At 29.7% G+C, this 17,805-nt stretch carries 24 protein-coding genes; all 24 read right to left on the bottom strand.

The genetic code is table 11. The features are described 5' to 3' along the window. Positions 1-10: 10 nt before the first annotated feature. Positions 11-463: an arginine repressor gene (locus CLAU_RS15705; protein ID WP_013237784.1), complete on the bottom strand. Its 453-nt coding sequence runs from the start codon at positions 461-463 to the stop codon at positions 11-13. Further along, a complete protein-coding gene (locus CLAU_RS15700) occupies positions 450-1,307 on the bottom strand; it encodes an NAD(+)/NADH kinase (RefSeq protein WP_013237783.1) in 858 nt (285 codons plus the stop codon). The genes CLAU_RS15705 and CLAU_RS15700 overlap by 14 nt, the downstream gene beginning before the upstream one ends. Beyond that, positions 1,304-2,128 (bottom strand): TlyA family RNA methyltransferase, encoded by an 825-nt coding sequence (locus CLAU_RS15695; protein ID WP_013237782.1) that lies wholly within the window; start codon positions 2,126-2,128, stop codon positions 1,304-1,306. The genes CLAU_RS15700 and CLAU_RS15695 overlap by 4 nt, the downstream gene beginning before the upstream one ends. A 17-nt stretch (positions 2,129-2,145) precedes the next feature. After that, positions 2,146-4,020 carry a 1-deoxy-D-xylulose-5-phosphate synthase gene (gene dxs / locus CLAU_RS15690; protein WP_013237781.1) on the bottom strand — a complete coding sequence of 625 codons (1,875 nt, stop codon included), beginning with the start codon at positions 4,018-4,020 and terminating at the stop codon, positions 2,146-2,148. Positions 4,021-4,074: 54 nt separating this feature from the next. After that, positions 4,075-4,956, bottom strand: coding sequence for a polyprenyl synthetase family protein (locus CLAU_RS15685; protein ID WP_023163059.1), 882 nt, complete (start codon positions 4,954-4,956; stop codon positions 4,075-4,077). Between the two features lie 45 nt (positions 4,957-5,001). After that, on the bottom strand, positions 5,002-5,226 hold the full coding sequence (locus CLAU_RS15680; protein ID WP_013237779.1) for an exodeoxyribonuclease VII small subunit: 225 nt from the start codon (positions 5,224-5,226) through the stop codon (positions 5,002-5,004). A gap of 15 nt (positions 5,227-5,241) precedes the next feature. Beyond that, positions 5,242-6,438, bottom strand: a complete 1,197-nt coding sequence (gene xseA, locus CLAU_RS15675) for an exodeoxyribonuclease VII large subunit (protein WP_013237778.1) — start codon at positions 6,436-6,438, stop codon at positions 5,242-5,244. Between the two features lie 30 nt (positions 6,439-6,468). Then, positions 6,469-6,945: a transcription antitermination factor NusB gene (gene nusB / locus CLAU_RS15670; protein WP_013237777.1), complete on the bottom strand. Its 477-nt coding sequence runs from the start codon at positions 6,943-6,945 to the stop codon at positions 6,469-6,471. A gap of 141 nt (positions 6,946-7,086) precedes the next feature. After that, entirely contained in the window at positions 7,087-7,485 is a 399-nt protein-coding gene (locus CLAU_RS15665) for an Asp23/Gls24 family envelope stress response protein (protein WP_013237776.1), read from the bottom strand. Positions 7,486-7,595: 110 nt separating this feature from the next. After that, positions 7,596-8,156 (bottom strand): SpoIIIAH-like family protein, encoded by a 561-nt coding sequence (locus tag CLAU_RS15660; RefSeq protein WP_013237775.1) that lies wholly within the window; start codon positions 8,154-8,156, stop codon positions 7,596-7,598. Between the two features lie 57 nt (positions 8,157-8,213). After that, on the bottom strand, positions 8,214-8,849 hold the full coding sequence (gene spoIIIAG / locus CLAU_RS15655; protein ID WP_013237774.1) for a stage III sporulation protein AG: 636 nt from the start codon (positions 8,847-8,849) through the stop codon (positions 8,214-8,216). A gap of 17 nt (positions 8,850-8,866) precedes the next feature. Further along, positions 8,867-9,463 carry a stage III sporulation protein AF gene (spoIIIAF, locus tag CLAU_RS15650; RefSeq protein WP_013237773.1) on the bottom strand — a complete coding sequence of 199 codons (597 nt, stop codon included), beginning with the start codon at positions 9,461-9,463 and terminating at the stop codon, positions 8,867-8,869. A 16-nt stretch (positions 9,464-9,479) separates the two neighbouring features. Next, positions 9,480-10,712: a stage III sporulation protein AE gene (spoIIIAE, locus tag CLAU_RS15645; protein ID WP_013237772.1), complete on the bottom strand. Its 1,233-nt coding sequence runs from the start codon at positions 10,710-10,712 to the stop codon at positions 9,480-9,482. Between the two features lie 8 nt (positions 10,713-10,720). Next, complete coding sequence (spoIIIAD, locus tag CLAU_RS15640; RefSeq protein WP_013237771.1) at positions 10,721-11,104, bottom strand: stage III sporulation protein AD; 384 nt, start codon at positions 11,102-11,104, stop codon at positions 10,721-10,723. 9 nt (positions 11,105-11,113) lie between these two features. Beyond that, a complete protein-coding gene (spoIIIAC, locus tag CLAU_RS15635; protein ID WP_013237770.1) occupies positions 11,114-11,311 on the bottom strand; it encodes a stage III sporulation protein AC in 198 nt (65 codons plus the stop codon). Between the two features lie 57 nt (positions 11,312-11,368). Continuing rightward, a complete protein-coding gene (spoIIIAB, locus tag CLAU_RS15630) occupies positions 11,369-11,887 on the bottom strand; it encodes a stage III sporulation protein SpoIIIAB (protein WP_013237769.1) in 519 nt (172 codons plus the stop codon). A gap of 1 nt (position 11,888) precedes the next feature. Continuing rightward, positions 11,889-12,806, bottom strand: a complete 918-nt coding sequence (spoIIIAA, locus tag CLAU_RS15625) for a stage III sporulation protein AA (protein WP_029170127.1) — start codon at positions 12,804-12,806, stop codon at positions 11,889-11,891. A gap of 127 nt (positions 12,807-12,933) precedes the next feature. After that, positions 12,934-13,335, bottom strand: a complete 402-nt coding sequence (locus CLAU_RS15620; protein WP_013237767.1) for a CD1247 N-terminal domain-containing protein — start codon at positions 13,333-13,335, stop codon at positions 12,934-12,936. 39 nt (positions 13,336-13,374) lie between these two features. After that, complete coding sequence (gene efp, locus CLAU_RS15615; protein ID WP_029170128.1) at positions 13,375-13,932, bottom strand: elongation factor P; 558 nt, start codon at positions 13,930-13,932, stop codon at positions 13,375-13,377. 328 nt (positions 13,933-14,260) lie between these two features. After that, the gene (locus CLAU_RS15610) at positions 14,261-15,337 is read right to left on the bottom strand and encodes a M24 family metallopeptidase (RefSeq protein ID WP_013237765.1); all 1,077 of its coding nucleotides are present in this window, start codon (positions 15,335-15,337) and stop codon (positions 14,261-14,263) included. A gap of 307 nt (positions 15,338-15,644) precedes the next feature. Then, positions 15,645-16,064, bottom strand: a complete 420-nt coding sequence (locus CLAU_RS15605) for a hypothetical protein (RefSeq protein ID WP_013237764.1) — start codon at positions 16,062-16,064, stop codon at positions 15,645-15,647. A gap of 110 nt (positions 16,065-16,174) precedes the next feature. Then, positions 16,175-16,618 (bottom strand): hypothetical protein, encoded by a 444-nt coding sequence (locus tag CLAU_RS15600; protein ID WP_013237763.1) that lies wholly within the window; start codon positions 16,616-16,618, stop codon positions 16,175-16,177. Positions 16,619-16,685: 67 nt separating this feature from the next. Further along, the gene (locus CLAU_RS15595; protein ID WP_013237762.1) at positions 16,686-17,420 is read right to left on the bottom strand and encodes a hypothetical protein; all 735 of its coding nucleotides are present in this window, start codon (positions 17,418-17,420) and stop codon (positions 16,686-16,688) included. Next, positions 17,417-17,770, bottom strand: a complete 354-nt coding sequence (locus tag CLAU_RS15590) for a hypothetical protein (RefSeq protein WP_144289753.1) — start codon at positions 17,768-17,770, stop codon at positions 17,417-17,419. Before CLAU_RS15590 ends, CLAU_RS15595 begins: the two co-directional genes overlap by 4 nt. Between the last annotated feature and the right edge of the window lie 35 nt (positions 17,771-17,805).

The following is a 17,805-nucleotide window of genomic DNA, read 5'->3' as shown; positions in this document are numbered from 1 at the left end:
AAATAGCCTCCTACTGAGAAATCATTTTTTTCATTTTTTGAGTTATTATGTGAGCACTTTCTCCATCTCTAGTCATTACAAATATAGTGTTATCACCAGCTATACTTCCAGCTATTCCAACAAAATTTAAAGAATCTATGGCTTCAGCTGCCGCAGAAGCAGACCCTGAAATTGTTTTTACTATTATGAAATTTTCTATATTTTCCACACTTGTTACAGTCTGAGAAAATATATTTACAAGTTTATTGGATAAGAAATTTTTCGTATGTGAAATAGTTGCATATTTATATTTTCCACTATCAGATAATACTTTTATAAGTTTTAATTCTTTTATATCCCTTGAAACCGTGGCTTGTGTTACATTCATACCGCTTTTTTTTAGTCTATCCGCTAATTCTTCCTGAGTTTCAATATCATTTGAATTTATAATTTCAAGTATCTTAGCATGTCTAGTTACCTTCATATACTTCACCTTCTTTTGCCTTAAAATTAATTTTATCTTTTAATGTATCAAAATAATTATTATCATCAAATTTTATAAACTTTCTTTTATTTTTAGATCTTCTTACTTCTATAGTATTTGGTCCATTTACTTCAATCCATTCCTGGCCATCTATTGATAAAAATATATTTTTAAAATTTTTTCTAACTGCTATAGTTATACAACATCTATTGTCCAGTACAATGGTTCTAGATGTTAAAAACTGCGAATACATAGGAGTAAGACATAATATATCTAAAGATGGATATATTATAGGTCCCCCTGCAGAAAGATTATATCCTGTAGATCCTGTAGACGTAGATACAATAATACCATCACCACTAAATGTATTGTAAAAGTTCTCATTTATATAAACATCATATCTCTGTATCCTTGACTTAATACCCTTGTATAATACTACATCATTTAATCCATCATATGTCTTTGGTCCATTTCCATCATCATAGATGCATTGAATCATATTCCTCTCTTCAATTACATAATTTCCATTAAATAATTTTTTGAGTGCGTTCTCTATACTGTTTACCTCCACCTGTGCTAAGAATCCTAAATGCCCTATGTTTACTCCCAGTATAGGTGTATTTGAATCAAGTATATGTTTTGATGTATTTAATATAGTACCATCCCCTCCTAATACTATAATTACATCTAACTTAGCGCTTTCATCCTTATCTAATCCATCACAATTTTCATATACTTTTACTTTTACACTTTTATCTATGCTATGTATTGTTTTTTTTATGAAATTTAACATTTTTTTATCTGGATCTTTTGTTGTATTAACGTTAATTCCTATATTTTTCATAGTTCCTCCCCATTTAGTTCACAATGAGATGAGTTTACTATGTTTATTATATCTTCATCTATGAACGACTCCTTAAAATCACTTTTCTTAGTAAAATATACTAAATACTCTATATTTCCTTCCGGACCCTTTACAGGAGAATAACTCAATGAAATTATTTTTAAATTATTTTCTCTCAAAAAAGTTATAATTTCGTTTATCACATCTATGTGAGTAGATTTTTCCCTTACTACACCCTTTTTTCCTACCCTTTCTCTTCCAGCTTCAAACTGTGGCTTTATAAGTGCCATTATACTACCATTTTCTTTCAGTAAGTTACTAACTACAGGTACAACTTTTTTTAGAGATATAAAGGAAACATCTATACTTGCAAAATCTGCATATTCACCTATATCCTCAGGCGTTACATATCTTATATTTGTCCTTTCCATACAAACCACTCTATCATCTATCCTGAGTTTCCACGCAAATTGCCCATATCCCACATCTATTGAAAATACTTTTTTAGCTCCATTTTGAAGCATGCAATCTGTAAACCCACCTGTAGATGCACCTATATCCATGCATACTTTATCATTTAAGTTAATATTAAATTCTTTTACAGCTTTTTGTAATTTCAATCCTCCCCTACTTACAAAAGGAAGTTTTTCTCCTCTAAATTCTATATTGGAACTTTTTTTTATCTTCTGTCCACATTTATCTACTCTCTGTCCATCAATAAATACTTCTCCAGCCATAATACTGGCTTTAGCCCTTTCTCTAGATTGAAAAATGCCTTTTTCTACTAAAAGTACGTCCAATCTTTCTTTTGGTTCTGACATAATAAACTACCTCACTATTAAAATATATGACTTACCTCTGCTGCTTCAAGTACACTATTTACGATACCTTTAGGATCCAAACCATACAGCTTATACAAAATATCGGATTTTCCATGCTGTACAAACTTATCATCAAACCCTAAGTTTATTATTTTTACTTTTTTATTTAATTTATTTACATATTCTAATATATAGGATCCTAATCCTCCTCTTATTACATTGTCTTCAACAGTAACGATAGTTACACTTTCTTCAACTAACCTGTTTAACATTTCCTTGTCCAGCGGCTTAATAAAACATGCACTTATAATCCTTACATCTATACCCTTTTCTTTAAGTTTTTTTCCTGCTAACACTGCATTTTGTACCATTTTACCCTGAGCAATTATTGCTACACTGCCTTCATTTGAAATACAGTCCCACTTTCCAAGTTTAAAATTTTCTACGGGATTGAGACATACACTATCTCCTCCCCTTGGATACCTTATAGCTACAGGAAAACTCTGGCCTAATGCCCATTTTAACATATATGGAAGTTCATCTATACATTTAGGAGACATAAGCGTCATATGTGGCATTTCCGTTAAGTAAGATAAATCAAATATTCCCTGATGTGTTTCACCATCTTCTCCTACAATGCCGGCCCTATCTACAGCAAAAACTACTGGAAGTTTTTGCATACATACATCATGAATAAGTTGATCATAAGCTCTTTGAAGAAAAGTAGAGTAAACTGCAAATACAGGTTTTAAATTTGCCTGTGCCATTCCAGCTGCCAGGGTTACAGCATGCTGTTCTGCTATTCCCACATCAAAAAACCTTTCAGGAAACTTTTGAGAAAAACTTTTAAGACCTGTTCCATCCCTCATGGCTGCAGTTATAGCCACTATTCTATCGTCTTTTTCTGCTAGCTTTACCATTTCATTTCCAAAGGCCTTGGAATAAGTATTTGAAGATCCAGCATCCAGTTCACCATTGGCGCAATTAAAAGGCCCTATTCCATGGAATTTACCTGGATTTTTTTCTGCAAATTCATATCCTTTTCCTTTCTTAGTTATTATATGTATAATAACTGGACCTTGTATGTCTTTTGCAGAAGCGAGTACGTCTGTAAGTTCTTTTATATTATGACCATCTATTGGTCCTAAATATTTAATTCCCATATCTTCAAAAAACATTCCAGGAACTACCATTTGTTTTATTCCATTTTTTACCTTTTCAAGATATTTTGCCATTCCTTTTCCTATATTAGGTATCTTTTTTAATTTAGCTTCTACATCCGCTTTAAATTTATTATACTTAGGGTCCACTCTAAGTTTATTTAAATATTTAGATACTCCACCTACATTTTTTCCTATAGACATTTGATTATCATTTAATATTATTATAAGCTTAGTTTTTCTATAACCTACATCATTTAGGGCCTCTAGTGCCATACCTCCAGTAAGTGCTCCATCTCCTATAACTGCAACAACATTATATTTCTCATGCTTTAAATCTCTAGCCCTAGCCATTCCAAGTGCTGCAGATATTGAAGTACTACTATGCCCTGTTTCGAAAAAATCATATATACTTTCGCACCTTTTAGGAAATCCACTTAATCCTCCAAATTGCCTTAAAGTATCAAATTTATCCTTTCTTCCCGTGAGGATTTTATGCACATAAGCCTGATGTCCCACATCCCATATAAGTTTATCATAATTTAGATCAAATACACTAAATAAACTCAAAGTGAGCTCCACAACCCCTAAGTTAGACGCCAAATGACCTCCTGTCTTAGATACTTTGTCTATTAAAAATTTTCTAATTTCTCTAGCTAGCTTTTTTTTATCATTTAACGACATCTTCTTTACGTCATTTATATCTTTATAATTATCTAATAAATTACTCATCCTTATCTATCCCTTTAATAAAGTAGTTTTAAAATTTTTATCACAGCTTAAACTTCACTTTTCTCTATTTAATAAAAATGATGTTAAATCTTTTAGATAAGAAGTATCTACACTCATCCCATTCAGTACTCCTATACATTCACTTGTAATTGAATTGCACATTTCTTTGCATTTATTTATTCCATAAGTACTTATAAATGTAGTTTTGTTATTATTTAGATCACTTTTTATCTTTTTACCTAAAAGAGCAGTATCTCCTGTTAAATCCAATATATCATCCTTTATTTGAAATGCCAATCCTAACTTTTCTCCATAATAGCTTAATTTATCTATTTCAGCTTTACTTGCTCCCGCATATACTGCTGCAGATATTATAGATCCTTTTATGAGCGCTCCCGTTTTTTTACTGTGCATGTAATAGAGCTGATCTATAGGTATCTTAGTGTTTTCACTTAAAATATCCACTGTCTGTCCGCCAACCATCCCATCAGCTCCTGCACTTTCAGAAATAATGCTACAAGCCCTTATAGCGTTATCCTTTTTCCCAATACAGTGTCTAAACATCAGACTCATTGCTTCATTTAAAAGTCCATCTCCCGCAAGTACAGCAATAGCTTCTCCAAATACCTTATGATTTGTAGGTTTGCCCCTTCTTAAATCATCATTGTCCATAGCAGGTAAATCATCATGAATTAAGGAATAAGTGTGTATCATTTCTATAGCTGCTGCTATATCCATAACCTCATTGCAATCTGTCTTATAAAGTTTATATGTCAAAAGAAATAGTAGAGGTCTTATTCTCTTTCCTCCTGCATCTAAGCTATACTGCATAGCTTCATATACTCTCTTATTATAAGATCCTTTTCCCTCCATATAGTCATAGAGGTATTTATTCAATTCCTCTCTTAATGTTTCAATTACACCTTTAATTTCCATAATACATTCTCCATTCTATGTAAATAGCCTTATTAATCCAGCATATTATTCTCGAGATTTAATATTAAAGTCTTCTTCTCCTTCTTCAGTAAGAATTTTTATTTTTCCTTCCGCGTCATTTAATATCTTATATAATTTATTGCACAATTTTACTCCTTCTTCATAACTCTTCATACTGTCTTGTAGCGATAATTCTCCATTATCCATAGAATTGACTATACTTTCTAATTTTTCCATTATATTTTCATAACTTTCCGTTTTTCTAGGCATACGAGCACCTCTTTTCTAATAATGAATTAGCTTAAATTTAGAAGTTCCATCTTTCATAATTACTTTAATCTTATCTTTTTTATTTAGTTCTTCAATGGAACTTATTCCATTATTCTCATCATCTTCTATTATAGAATATCCCCTATTTAAAATATTTAATGGGTTATGGGCAGAAAGCAGTGCATTTATCTTTGCTAATTTTTCTTTTTTCTCATTGATTTTAACATTTAATTTGAAATTTAAGAGTTCTTTGAGTTTATCCACATTACTATACTGATTTGCTATATATATAAGGGGACTGTTTAAATCTAATGTTTTTTTCAAAAAATTAAGTCTATTCTTTTCATCTTTTATTTTATCCTTAGCATAAGTGTAAAGTCTATTTTTATAGCTATTGAGTTTTTGTAAGGCTTCTTCCAAGTTAAAAACTGCAATCTCTGCTGCCGCAGAAGGTGTAGGTGCTCTTCTATCAGATACAAAATCCACTATAGTATAGTCAATCTCATGTCCAACTCCTGTTATTATGGGCTTCTTTGAGCTATAAATTGCCTCTGCTAACTTTTCATCATTAAAACACCAAAGTTCTTCTATGGAACCTCCTCCTCTTGCTATAATTATAAGTTCTACATCTTCTATAGAATTTAATACTTCAATTCCTTTTATCACATCACTGCTAGCATTTGCACCCTGAACTAGTGATGGATAAATTAAAAGTTCTACCTTTTTGTTTCTTCTTTTAGTTACATTTATTATATCCTTAAGCGCAGCTCCTGTAGAAGAAGTAATTACACCTATTTTCTTGGCATAAGTAGGTATTTTTCTTTTATGTGATTCATCAAACAATCCCTTTTGTTCTAACTTTACCTTCAATTTTTCAAAAGCTAAATACAATTCCCCCATACCATCTGGTTTCATTTCATTACAATAAAGCTGATATAACCCTTCCTTTTCATATAAGGACACCCTTCCTTTAACTATTACTTTCATACCATCCTCAGGTATAAAATTTAAATTTTGAGCATCTGATTTAAACATAATGCAGTTTATCTTACTAAACTTATCTTTTAGGGAAAAATATATATGTCCACTTGTATGTAATTTCAAATTAGATACTTCTCCTTTAATAGAACAGTTAGCAAGTATAAAGTCATTATCTAAAGTCTTCTTTATATAATTGTTAATATCAGACACAGTTAATGTTTTAATATACATATTATTTAACCCCTCATATTTAATTCATAATTACTGTTTACTTATGCTCTTATCTTTTATCATATTTCCAAGCACACCATTTATGAATGGCGCAGATTTCTCGGAAGAATATTTTTTAGCAAGTTCTATAGCTTCATTTATAGATACCTTTTCGGGAATATCCTGTTCATATAAAAATTCATATGTACAAATTCTTAATATTGCAGCATCAACTTTTGGAAGTCTGTTTAATGTCCAATTTCTAAGATATTTTTCAATTTCCTTATCCAAACTATCCTTATTCTCTTCTATTCCCTTTACAACCCTTTTTACATATTCCATATCAACATTTTTTAGTTTGTCAATATTTTCACTGTAAACTTCCTCGGCACCATCAGTTTCTTTGCTCTCAATTTTTTTTTCTAAATTATCTTCTAAGTTCGCCAAAACACTTCTAAAATCTTCTCTATTTATACTCATTTCAAATAATAATTTCATTATCAACTCTCTGGATTTTTTTCTATTCATGTTTTCCTCCTACTTGGATATATACTCTTCTAAAAATAATTATTGTCATTTCAGATATAATTATACTTAAACTAATACACTAGTTCAAGTATACAAACATATCTTTAAATAGAAACACCCTCTGAATCCAGAGGGTGCATACTATTGCTCTTCTTCTATATTATCATTGCTCTCTTCTGTTTTAGGAATCATAACATTTTGCACATGTATGTTTATAGCTGAAACATCTAAGCCTGTCATAGATTGAACTGCTCTCTTTACATTTTCCTGAACTTTAAGTGCTACATCAGGAATTCTTACTCCGTATTCTACTACTACATATAAATCTATTGCTGCACTATTTTCTCCTACACTCACTTTAACACCTTTAGATAAGTTTTTCTTTCCTGTAAGTATTTGAGTAATTCCACCTACAAGACTAGCACTCATCCCAACTATACCTTTTATTTCAGTAGTAGCAAGACCTGCAATTACACCTACAACCTCATCAGATATTTTTACAATACCCATATCAATTTCGTTATTCGTATTTTCCTCCATTGTTTCACCTCCTAGATTTTTACATCATCGAAAGACCCACATTACATACATTATATCAAATGGATATTTCTTTTACAATTAATTTATTTATGTAATTGCTCCACTTTGTTTTAACCTTGTTTTACCTCGATTTCAACTTCTTGAATATTTGAGATACTCATAACTACATCTTTTATCTGTCTTGTATCCTTGTCTTCCAATTTATTCTTGCCTTTAACTATTACCCTTGCCTTGTTGTCTTCTATAGAACATATAGCATCTTCATATCCCTTGCTTTTTAGAGTATTTTCTATTTTCAATTCATAATTCGTATTCATAGCTAATGCAGTATACTTTTTTTCCGCATCAGAACGATTTGGATCAGAAACATTTTTGTCATCTATAAGGCTTTTTAAAGTTTGAAGAGTTTCCGCATTTTTTTGATCCCTTGTAAGCCGTGTCTCCTCAAAGAATTGGGACTGCTCACTTTTAGATTGGGTACTTTTTGCTTGAGTACTCTTATCCTGTGAACTATTATTATCGCTGCTATTAAAAGATACTGCACTTTTACCGCTTCCATTATCCACACCATTTACATAATTTATAGGACTGTTTAACTTTGTAGCAACTACTCCCACACAAACAATTAAAGCTAAAAGAGTCACAATAATTACAGCTTGTTTTTTATTCATTTTAACTCCCCCCATTTATCTTCTAAAGAATTATATGCTAAAAAATATACTTATATACTATTTTTTCATAGGATATACATTTACCTTATCCTCTGATATTCCAAACAAATCCGTTATAGCTTTTGATATTCTGAGTTCGGTTATTTTGTTCTCAGCTCCTTCAGCTACAACACACACACCTGAAACTTTAGGATTGTATGTCTTAACTATAAGCGGCTGTGATTTGCTCCCATCATTTGTAACAACCACCGTACTTCCATTGTTTTTTTGGGTAGTATTTCTTGTACCACCCTCAGTATCCTTTTCTTCTGTATTATTTGTCGAATCAGTTATGTTCACTGCCGGTACACTCTCTTCCCCACTTTCAAAGTTTATCATTACTTCCACTTTGCCTACTCCATCCATTTTTTCTAAAGTATTTTTCAAATTCTCCTGCATTGATTTTTCATAATTCTCAGTCTTACTTTGTTCGGAAGAAGTAGAACTCTGCTGATTATTACTCTTACTACTGTCATCATTTAAATTTTTAGAAGTATTTACACTGCTTTCATTATTGTAGTTTTTAAAAAAACTTATTGTAACAATTATAAGTACTCCTACCAAAAATAATATAGTCAAATTAAAAATACTTTTTTTGTCATTAGATACCTTTTTATTATTAAAAAGTTCCTTTAACCACTTTTTTAAATTCATAATATTAACTCCTCCAACTAAGAATTTACATGTATTATATCTTTAGATACATTTAATTCCTGGCTTAAATAAGTTTTTAATTTTACATTTTTATCGTCATCTCCAGAATCCAAATTGCTGACAGAAGCACTTTTAGTATTTATATCAACCTTTTTTATTTTTTCCACACTTCCATCTCTAACTTGAACATTTACATTTTTTATACATACACTATTATTTTGTTCATCATAATTTGCATCTATTTTTACTTTATAATTTTCATCTGGATATTTTTCTTTAAGACTTTTTTCACACTTAGTTTCAAGATTCATTTTAAAAGTTTCAATAGTATCTTCCATGCTCTTTTTCTTGTAATCATTAAATTCATCTAATTGATTTTTACTGTTAAATCCCTTTTCAAAGCTCTCTATAGCCTTTTCAGTATACTGATTTATATCAAAATCTTTATTGAATATTTTCACTACTGGATTAATGAAAACTGTAATCAAAATGAGACCCAACACAAATTTGCAATACTTCTTCATGCTATTATCTGGTAATATCATTTCTATAGCTGTAATAAAAAATAGTGCAGTGCATATATTTATCAGCCACTCCTTTAAAGATTGAAGCATATTGTATTCCTCTCTTTCACATTGTAATTTTTCCTGCTGCAGCTATTATACATATCATTATGAAAAACATAACAGATACGCATATGAGGCACGCCATTATAAGTACAATGGAGCTTCCTGCAGAGTTTATACAGTTTACAAGTCTTCCATCGCTTATAGGTTCTATTAGAGCTGCAGTAAGCTTATATGCTACTACAATAATCAAAAGTTTTATTACTGGAAACAGCAGTATTGCTACAATAATTACAAGTCCCAAGCTGCTTAACGCATTTTTTAGTAAAATAGAATATCCTGCTACAGTAGATATGGCATCTGAGAGACTTTTCCCAACTATGGGCACAAAATTGTCCACTGCAAATTTAGCAGTTTTTGCTGTAACTTCATCAATAGTCTTAGAGGTTATCCCTCTTACAGTTATAATTCCTATAAATACAGTCATTATAATTCCCTGTGCCCAAAGTGCTACCTGATTTAGGAGCTTGGTAAGTTTATCTATTTTATATTCAGAAGATAAGTTATTTACAAACTGAAGTACAAAAGACATGGATATTATAGGAATTATTACATCCATAAACAAATTAGCACTTATAGTTATAGCACCTATTACAATAGGATCCATAATTGATGCTTCTACAAATCCTCCAACTGCAGCCACCAAAGTTATAAGTATAGGTATTAAAGCAACCATAAAATCAGTCATTTCTTTTATAGTAGATCTAGCAATATCCACACTTATGTAAAAACTTCTGGCCATTATTATTATTATTAGTGAGTAACATGCAAAATAGGCTATATTAGATAACTGTTCTCCATTAAAAGCTCTCTGCAAATTAGTAAGTAATGCACATATAAGTGAAATTACTATCAAAAGTACTAAAAGTTTTAATGAGGCTGCTACTTCCCTCACCCCATACATTGCAAGTGCACGTATAATTTTCTTTAAAGATGTATTTCCTGACCCAGTTTTTAGAAAACTTTTCACATAATCTCTTACATCTATGTCATTAAGAACTTCATTTTTTGTCTTCATATTAGATATATAATCATAAAATTTTTCTATCTGCTCTTTTTCAGATTCGCTTTGTTTATTTTGAATCTTATTATATTTGTCATTCTGTGAACTACCGTCATTACTATTTTCTATTTTAATTTGATTCTGCACATTTGTTTCTCCATTGCTGGTGTCAAAAGCTTGTACATTAAAGCCTATTAATAAAACCATAACTAAACCCAATATAATCTTTTTCATATTAACACCTACATAATCTTTAAAATTGACTGAAGGACAGCCATAAGTATAGGAATTGCAAGTACTAAAATTAATATTTTACCTGCAAATTCAACCTTTGCTCCTAAATTTCCTTGTCCAGCATCTTTACATATTTCACTGCAAAAAGAAGCTAAATATGCAATAGCAATTATTTTAAATACAGTGGTTAAATAAATGAAATCTATATTTGCCTTAGCAGCTAACTGCTGAATAAACTGAAGTACTGCTGTTATCTTTGCTATCATAAATAGGAATATAATTATTCCTGCAGCTATACTTATATAAACTGCTATGTCATCTCTTTTTCCTTTAAACAGAAGTACTAAAAACAGTGCTATAAAAGCAAACGCTACTACCTTAATTATCTCCATAACTTTCTCCTAAAGTTGGAACATAGTTCTGACTGTAGTAAATAATTTATTTACTAAATTAATTACCATCATGAGGACAATTAAAATTCCTGCTAAATTGGTCACCACTGCATAATCACCTTTCCCACTGGCTTCTAAAACTTTGTTTATGAGTATAACAATCATACCCACTCCTGCTATTTTAAAAATTAAGCTTATGTCCATCATTTAATTATCTCTCCCTTTCATTCCTTATAAGAAATTTAATTAATGTGTACCTGCAGTTTAGACTAAAATTATCACCACCACTGCACCTAAAGAAAATCCCAGACATCTGTACATTTTCAAATTTTTATTCATTGAAATTTCTGAAATTTCAATTTGTTTTTTTATATTTTCTAGGGCTAGAGAAAACATTCTTTTCTGTCCTTCTATATCTGATTCTCCAAGTGTTTTAGATAAATCTATTAGTGCATCTATGTCTTCATTTTTCAAATTTAGAACATCTTTTTTCTTTTCAAATATCACATTAAAAGCCTCATATACACTGTCAACAGAATTTTCCTTTAACATATGAGATATTTCTTCAAGCACATCTTTAATAGGATTTACACTTTTAGATGCTGTATTTAAAATAGCTTCTGGCAGTGGAGTATGTGTGTATATTATTTCATTTTGAAGTTGATTGATGCATCTTTGTAATTCCCTCAATTGCTTAACTCTGCCTTTTAAATTTTCTCCCCATATAAATCCAATTCCAGTAGAAGCACATATTGTAATAATGCATCCTAAAAACTTTAACATTTTATCCCCTCCATATTATTGAATTTTTCGGGAAGTCATATATATATTCTACTGTTCCTGCACCTTTTCTATTACTAAGTACTACAGCCCTATTAAATACCTTATTTTCAACTATTTCTTTAAAAACAGGCCTGTTATATAAATCCTCTATTCCATAACCGTGAATAGTTATAATTAGACTTATTCCTGAATTTAAAGCAGTCACAATACTATCCATATCCCTGTAAGTTCCTATTTCATCACAAACTATAACTTCTGGTGACATACTTCTTATGGCCATTATTATTCCCTGACTTTTAGGACATCCATCTAATATATCTGTTCTGACACCAACATTTAACTGGGGAACTCCATTAAAACAAGCTCCTATTTCACTTCTTTCGTCTATAACAGATACTTTCTTTCCCGTAAGTCCTATGTTTTTAACACCTTGGGAAATATTTCTTACAATATCTCTTACTAAAGTGGTTTTTCCACACTTAGGAGGTGAAATTATTATAGTGTTTATTATTTCATTTCCTTTTGAAATGAATTTCATAATTGAATCCGAACAATTAACTACTTCCCTACATATTCTGATATTTAAGGATGCGATATCTTTTATAGTCTTAACTTCATCTTTCTCCATAACACATCTTCCGCATATTCCCACTCTATGTCCACCTTTAATAGTTATATATCCTTGCTTAATTTCTTCTTCAAAAGCATATATGGAATAATTACTCATCCTTTTAATTATTGTTCTTATATCTTCCAACTTAGGAATATACTTGCATACAACTTCCCTTTCACCTAACTGAAGTATCAAAGACCTATCCACCCTTATCCTTATTTCTTGTAAATTAGGGGATTCTATTAAATCACCTAGGGCAACTTTTAAATTTTCAGGTATAATGTTTAAAATTTCTTTAGTATCTATCTCTCTCATCTCCTTTATTTCTTTATATTAATTCCTATTTTGATTATGTAAAAATTATTCCACATAAATAGAAATAAAATAAAAAAATCCTATTGAAGCTACAAACTTCAATAGGATTTAAAACTATTTATTTACTTTTTTTAAGTTCATCCTTAATAGGAATACTACTATGGCAATTTGGACACGTTAATTCTTCTCGTTGTTCTAATATATCCTTATCTACATATACGGTATCATTGCAATTTGGACACTGTATTTCAGTAAAGTTTTCTCCTTCATCCTTACACTTACAGATTTCATAATCATCATCATATAAGTTGTCTTGTAAATCCGCTAAATCTTCATCCATGGCATCCACATAATCTTCCATGTCTTTTTGAGCTCTGGACATATCATCAATTTCTTCTGCCATGCTTTTAAGTACATTAACAATTTCTATTAGCATTTTTCCTTCATTAGTACTTTTATCAATTTTTAGTCCATCTACTAGACCATTTAGATAGGATACTTTAGATATAATAGAATTCACAATACCACATCCTTAAAGTTATTTTACCATTAGTATTGGCTAAACTCTTTCCATATATTCTCCGGTTCTAGTGTCAATTCTTATAGTTTCTCCCTCATTTACAAATATAGGGACTTGAACAACAGCCCCTGTCTCAAGAGTAGCTGGTTTTAATACGTTAGTGGCAGTATTTCCCTTAACTCCTGGTTCAGTATGAGTTATCTGAAGTTCAACAAAATTTGGAGCTTCAACGGAAAATGCTTCACCTTTATAAAACTTAATTATAGCAAACATATTTTCCTTTAAAAACTTTATTGCATCCTCTACCTTTTCATATTCCAATGGAATTTGCTCAAATGTTTCCTGATCCATAAAATAATACAATTCTCCATCTGAATATAAATACTGCATTTCTTTTCTTTCTATAACTGCCTCCTGCAATTTTGCAGTTGGATTAAAAGTAGTATCAGTAACTGATCCTGTTATAACATTTCTAAGTTTTGTCCTTACAAATGCTGCCCCTTTTCCTGGTTTTACATGAAGGAAATCCAGTACTGTGTACACTTGTCCATCTTGTTCAAAAGTAGTTCCCTTTCTTAAATCTCCTGCTGATATCATTATATACATACCGTTATGTAAACTCTTCTCTTAATTAAATATGTCTAAGATTTTAAGCTTACTTTCCCATTCATAGTGCCCGATTTTGCTATAAGCTACTTTCGCTTGGTCACACACTCCAGGGACGTAAATTCGGATATAACTAACCCTATATTTCAACACTTTTAAAAGCAGTGTTGGATTAACGGTTTTAACCCCTTTCTTATTCTTATTCGACCTAGTTTTGATTTTTATCTAATTTTTCATAGAACTTTCTTTTATATATTTAATATTATACAACATAATATGTTATATAAATATGTTATCTAAATAAAGTAATACTAAGAACTTAATTTATGCATATTAAACTCTTAGGTGATTTGGATAAAGTTTCTCCTCCATTTTCAGTTACCATTACCAAATCCTCTATTCTTACTCCACCAAAATCAGGTATATATATACCTGGCTCATCACTTACTACCATTCCTGATTTTAATTTAGAATTATTTCTATATCCAATTACAGGAGCCTCATGAATTTCTCTTCCTACTCCATGACCCAAACTATGCCCAAAACACTGGCCATATCCTTTATTAGTTATATAATCTCTAGCAACTGCATCTACTTTTGATGCTGGCATTTCTGGTTTATATTCCTTTAAGGCAAGTTCTTCAGCTTCTAACACTATATTGTATATCTCTAGCATTTTCTGTGATGGTTCACCTATAACAACTGTTCTTGTCATATCAGAACAATATTCTTCATAAATGCAACCAAAATCCAAAGTTAAAAATTCTCCTTTTTTTATAACTTTTTCTGTAGCCTGACCATGTGGCAGACTTGATCTCTCTCCAGAAGCAACTATGGATGGAAAAGATAAATCCTTAGCTCCTAACTTTTTCATGTAAAACTCCAGTTCTAATCCGACTTCTCTCTCTGTCATACCAGATTTTATGAATTTCACCATGTGGTCAAAAGCTTTATCCGCAATTTTTGCAGCATTTTTTATTGAATTTATTTCTTCTTTATCTTTCACAATTCTTATTTTTTCCACCATTCCATTCATTGGTACAAGTTCACAATCTAAATTACTATGGTAAAGCTCATACTGGCTGTAAGAAACTATATTTTCCTCAAATCCAAGCCTATGTACTTTAAGTTTACCTATCAAATCTGATAAAAATTTTACAAAAGAACCGCTTTTACCATATTCTAAAACTTCATAATCCTTAACTTGCTGTTTAGCCTGTTCAGTAAACCTGGAATCAGTTATAAAAAATGCTTTGTCTAAAGTTATAAGTGAAAAACTTTCATCTCCCGTAAACCCACTTAAATAATTTCTATTAGGATCTCCAACTAACAGAACAGCCTCTAACTGTTGGCTATCCATAGCCTCTCTCAATTTTTCAATTCTTTTTTTAAACATTTAAATTACCCCCCTAAATTTTAGCAGGGCATAATATGTTTATAATTACTTTAATTTGTGGCAGATTACTCCCTGCTAAATTTGAAATCAAATTTAGCTAATAATTTAAATAATAAAATTGTTATTTTAATAAATAAAATTTAAAATAATATTATTCTATCATCATAGTGAACAATGTTATTTTATCAAAACTTGTGATTATTTGCAAATATTAATGTGTGCTTGCTTCAATACACAATATGAAACTTTCACTTAATATAAAAAAATTACAACGTAATTTTTTTAGTTAATAGTTAAGAATGAAGAATTAATAGTTTCGGATAAAATTTACATCTGCCTTCGTTTTTATACCTTGAATTTTATCCTGTTCAATTTTAATATTATCTATGTTACTAAAATATTTGATTTTTTTAACTTTTTCCAGAATACTTTTGATTTCAGCTTGATTTCCTATTACTTCAAACTGTACGGTTAGCTTCCCATCATTATTGCTTGCAACATTAATTACCTGCATACCTTCTATACACTTTAATTTTCTCAAAATATCAGTATAACTCACTTGTTCCTTATCTTTTATTTGGGTTTTTGAGTTTTTTTCTACAAATTGAAGCTTAACATTTTCACTATGTATGCTTTTGAGCACATTATAATTTTTTATTAAAAGTACAGTGCAACTGCACACTAAAAATATTATAATAATTCTATATATATTATTTACCATATTCATTATTAATATTCCACCTTCATTAAATTTATAATGTACAATTTTAATAGATTTTTCTCCGCTAACACTTTAAAAGACCTAAAGACTAAACCATTGGATAAAACAAATTCCTTTTATTTTAATTTTAGATTGACTTTCCACAGTTTCTTTCCTCCTTCATCATTTCCTATGAGCTTAAAATTTTTAATTATAAACTTATTTGATTTTTCTGCATCTCTAATTAGTGAAAAACATTCTTTTTCATTTCCCTCAAAATCTAAATCTAGACTTTTATTTTCTATATTTACATTTTTAAAGCTTCTTCCTAAATATATGTAATTATAAAAATCTAAATAATTTTCAAAAGTACTACTTTTATCATGTGATAACTTTTTTACAGAACTATGTTCTTTCAACCTAGTTTCTACATCATTTAATTGATTTCTATTTATCATAAGTATATCTAAAAATATTATGTTTACTATTAAAATAATCAAAATAAGTAACTTAAGACTTTTATTCTTTTTAGTTTTTCCTTTTTCTATACACCACTGTGGTAAAAAATATAAGTTTTTCATGTACCAAACTACCTCTTAATTTCATTATTTTAATTTCATAACACCCTATGACAACAACTCAGGTAAACTATCTTAAATCCCCTAAGTCTCTACATTTATAACTTGTAGAAAGACTTTCTATTATATCTTTGTAAATAAAATTCACAAAGATTATAGTGGCAAAGTTAAAATTGGGCATTAAAATATTTAATTTAAATCTAAATTGTTCTAAAATTTCTGAAAAATCATCTTTAAATATATCTTTATATACATTATTCAATATAATCTTATCTCTATAGCAAGCCATGAAATATATAATATCATTCATATTTAGAATGAATATATAATTTTCATCTTTTATCTTGCTTTTATACTTTGACCACATATAAAACTGAATTGGTACTATTTGTTTAATATCAGCACCGCTGTCACTACACATCTTTGCTATATCCATGCCATGCCAGTTCATACAAGAAACCATTACCTCTAAATTATATTTACTAGATTGAACTATTTCATAAGAAAACATTATATTATCTAAATTTTTAAATTTATTTTTCAATTCATCTCTTATGACTTTGTAGAGGAGTTTACTTTTCAATTTAGGTAATTTCATAACAGTTACATATATCTCTTCTCCATGTACTAATATAAACAATCTTTTATTTTTCAGATCAATTCTTATGTTCTCGATATTATTTACAGGAATAACATTCTCATCTATTTTATTTTTCTTAAATAAATTGAATATAGAATGTTTTTTCGCCATTCTTCTATATGTTATACTTTTATTATTAATTTCTAAAATAGCTTTTTCATTCACTTTTCTAAGCCACCTTTCTTAAAAGAATAATCTATGCAGCTATACAGTATATCTTTATTTTTAACTTCATACTCATAAGTTTCTTCTTTATAAAATTCACCATTAAAAATATACTCCACTTTAAAGCAATCTATATTCTTGTCATAGAAAATATAACATTCTTCAAAATATATTTTAAAATTGTCTAAAGAAGATATATACTGCTTTATTCCATTATCATCACAAGATGGATTTTTACTTATATACTCATTTAGCTCCGTAAAAAGGTATTCCCTGTATTTTTCAGTTACATCCACCTGAATAGACTTTTTATGGCTGTTTAAATTGTTTGATCTAATGTGCATTTCCATGCTGTAGCATCCAAGAGAAATTAAAATACACATAC

The sequence above is a fragment of the Clostridium autoethanogenum DSM 10061 genome (assembly GCF_001484725.1).
Taxonomy (GTDB): domain Bacteria; phylum Bacillota; class Clostridia; order Clostridiales; family Clostridiaceae; genus Clostridium_B; species Clostridium_B ljungdahlii.
This window is presented reverse-complemented; position numbering and strand designations above follow the sequence as displayed.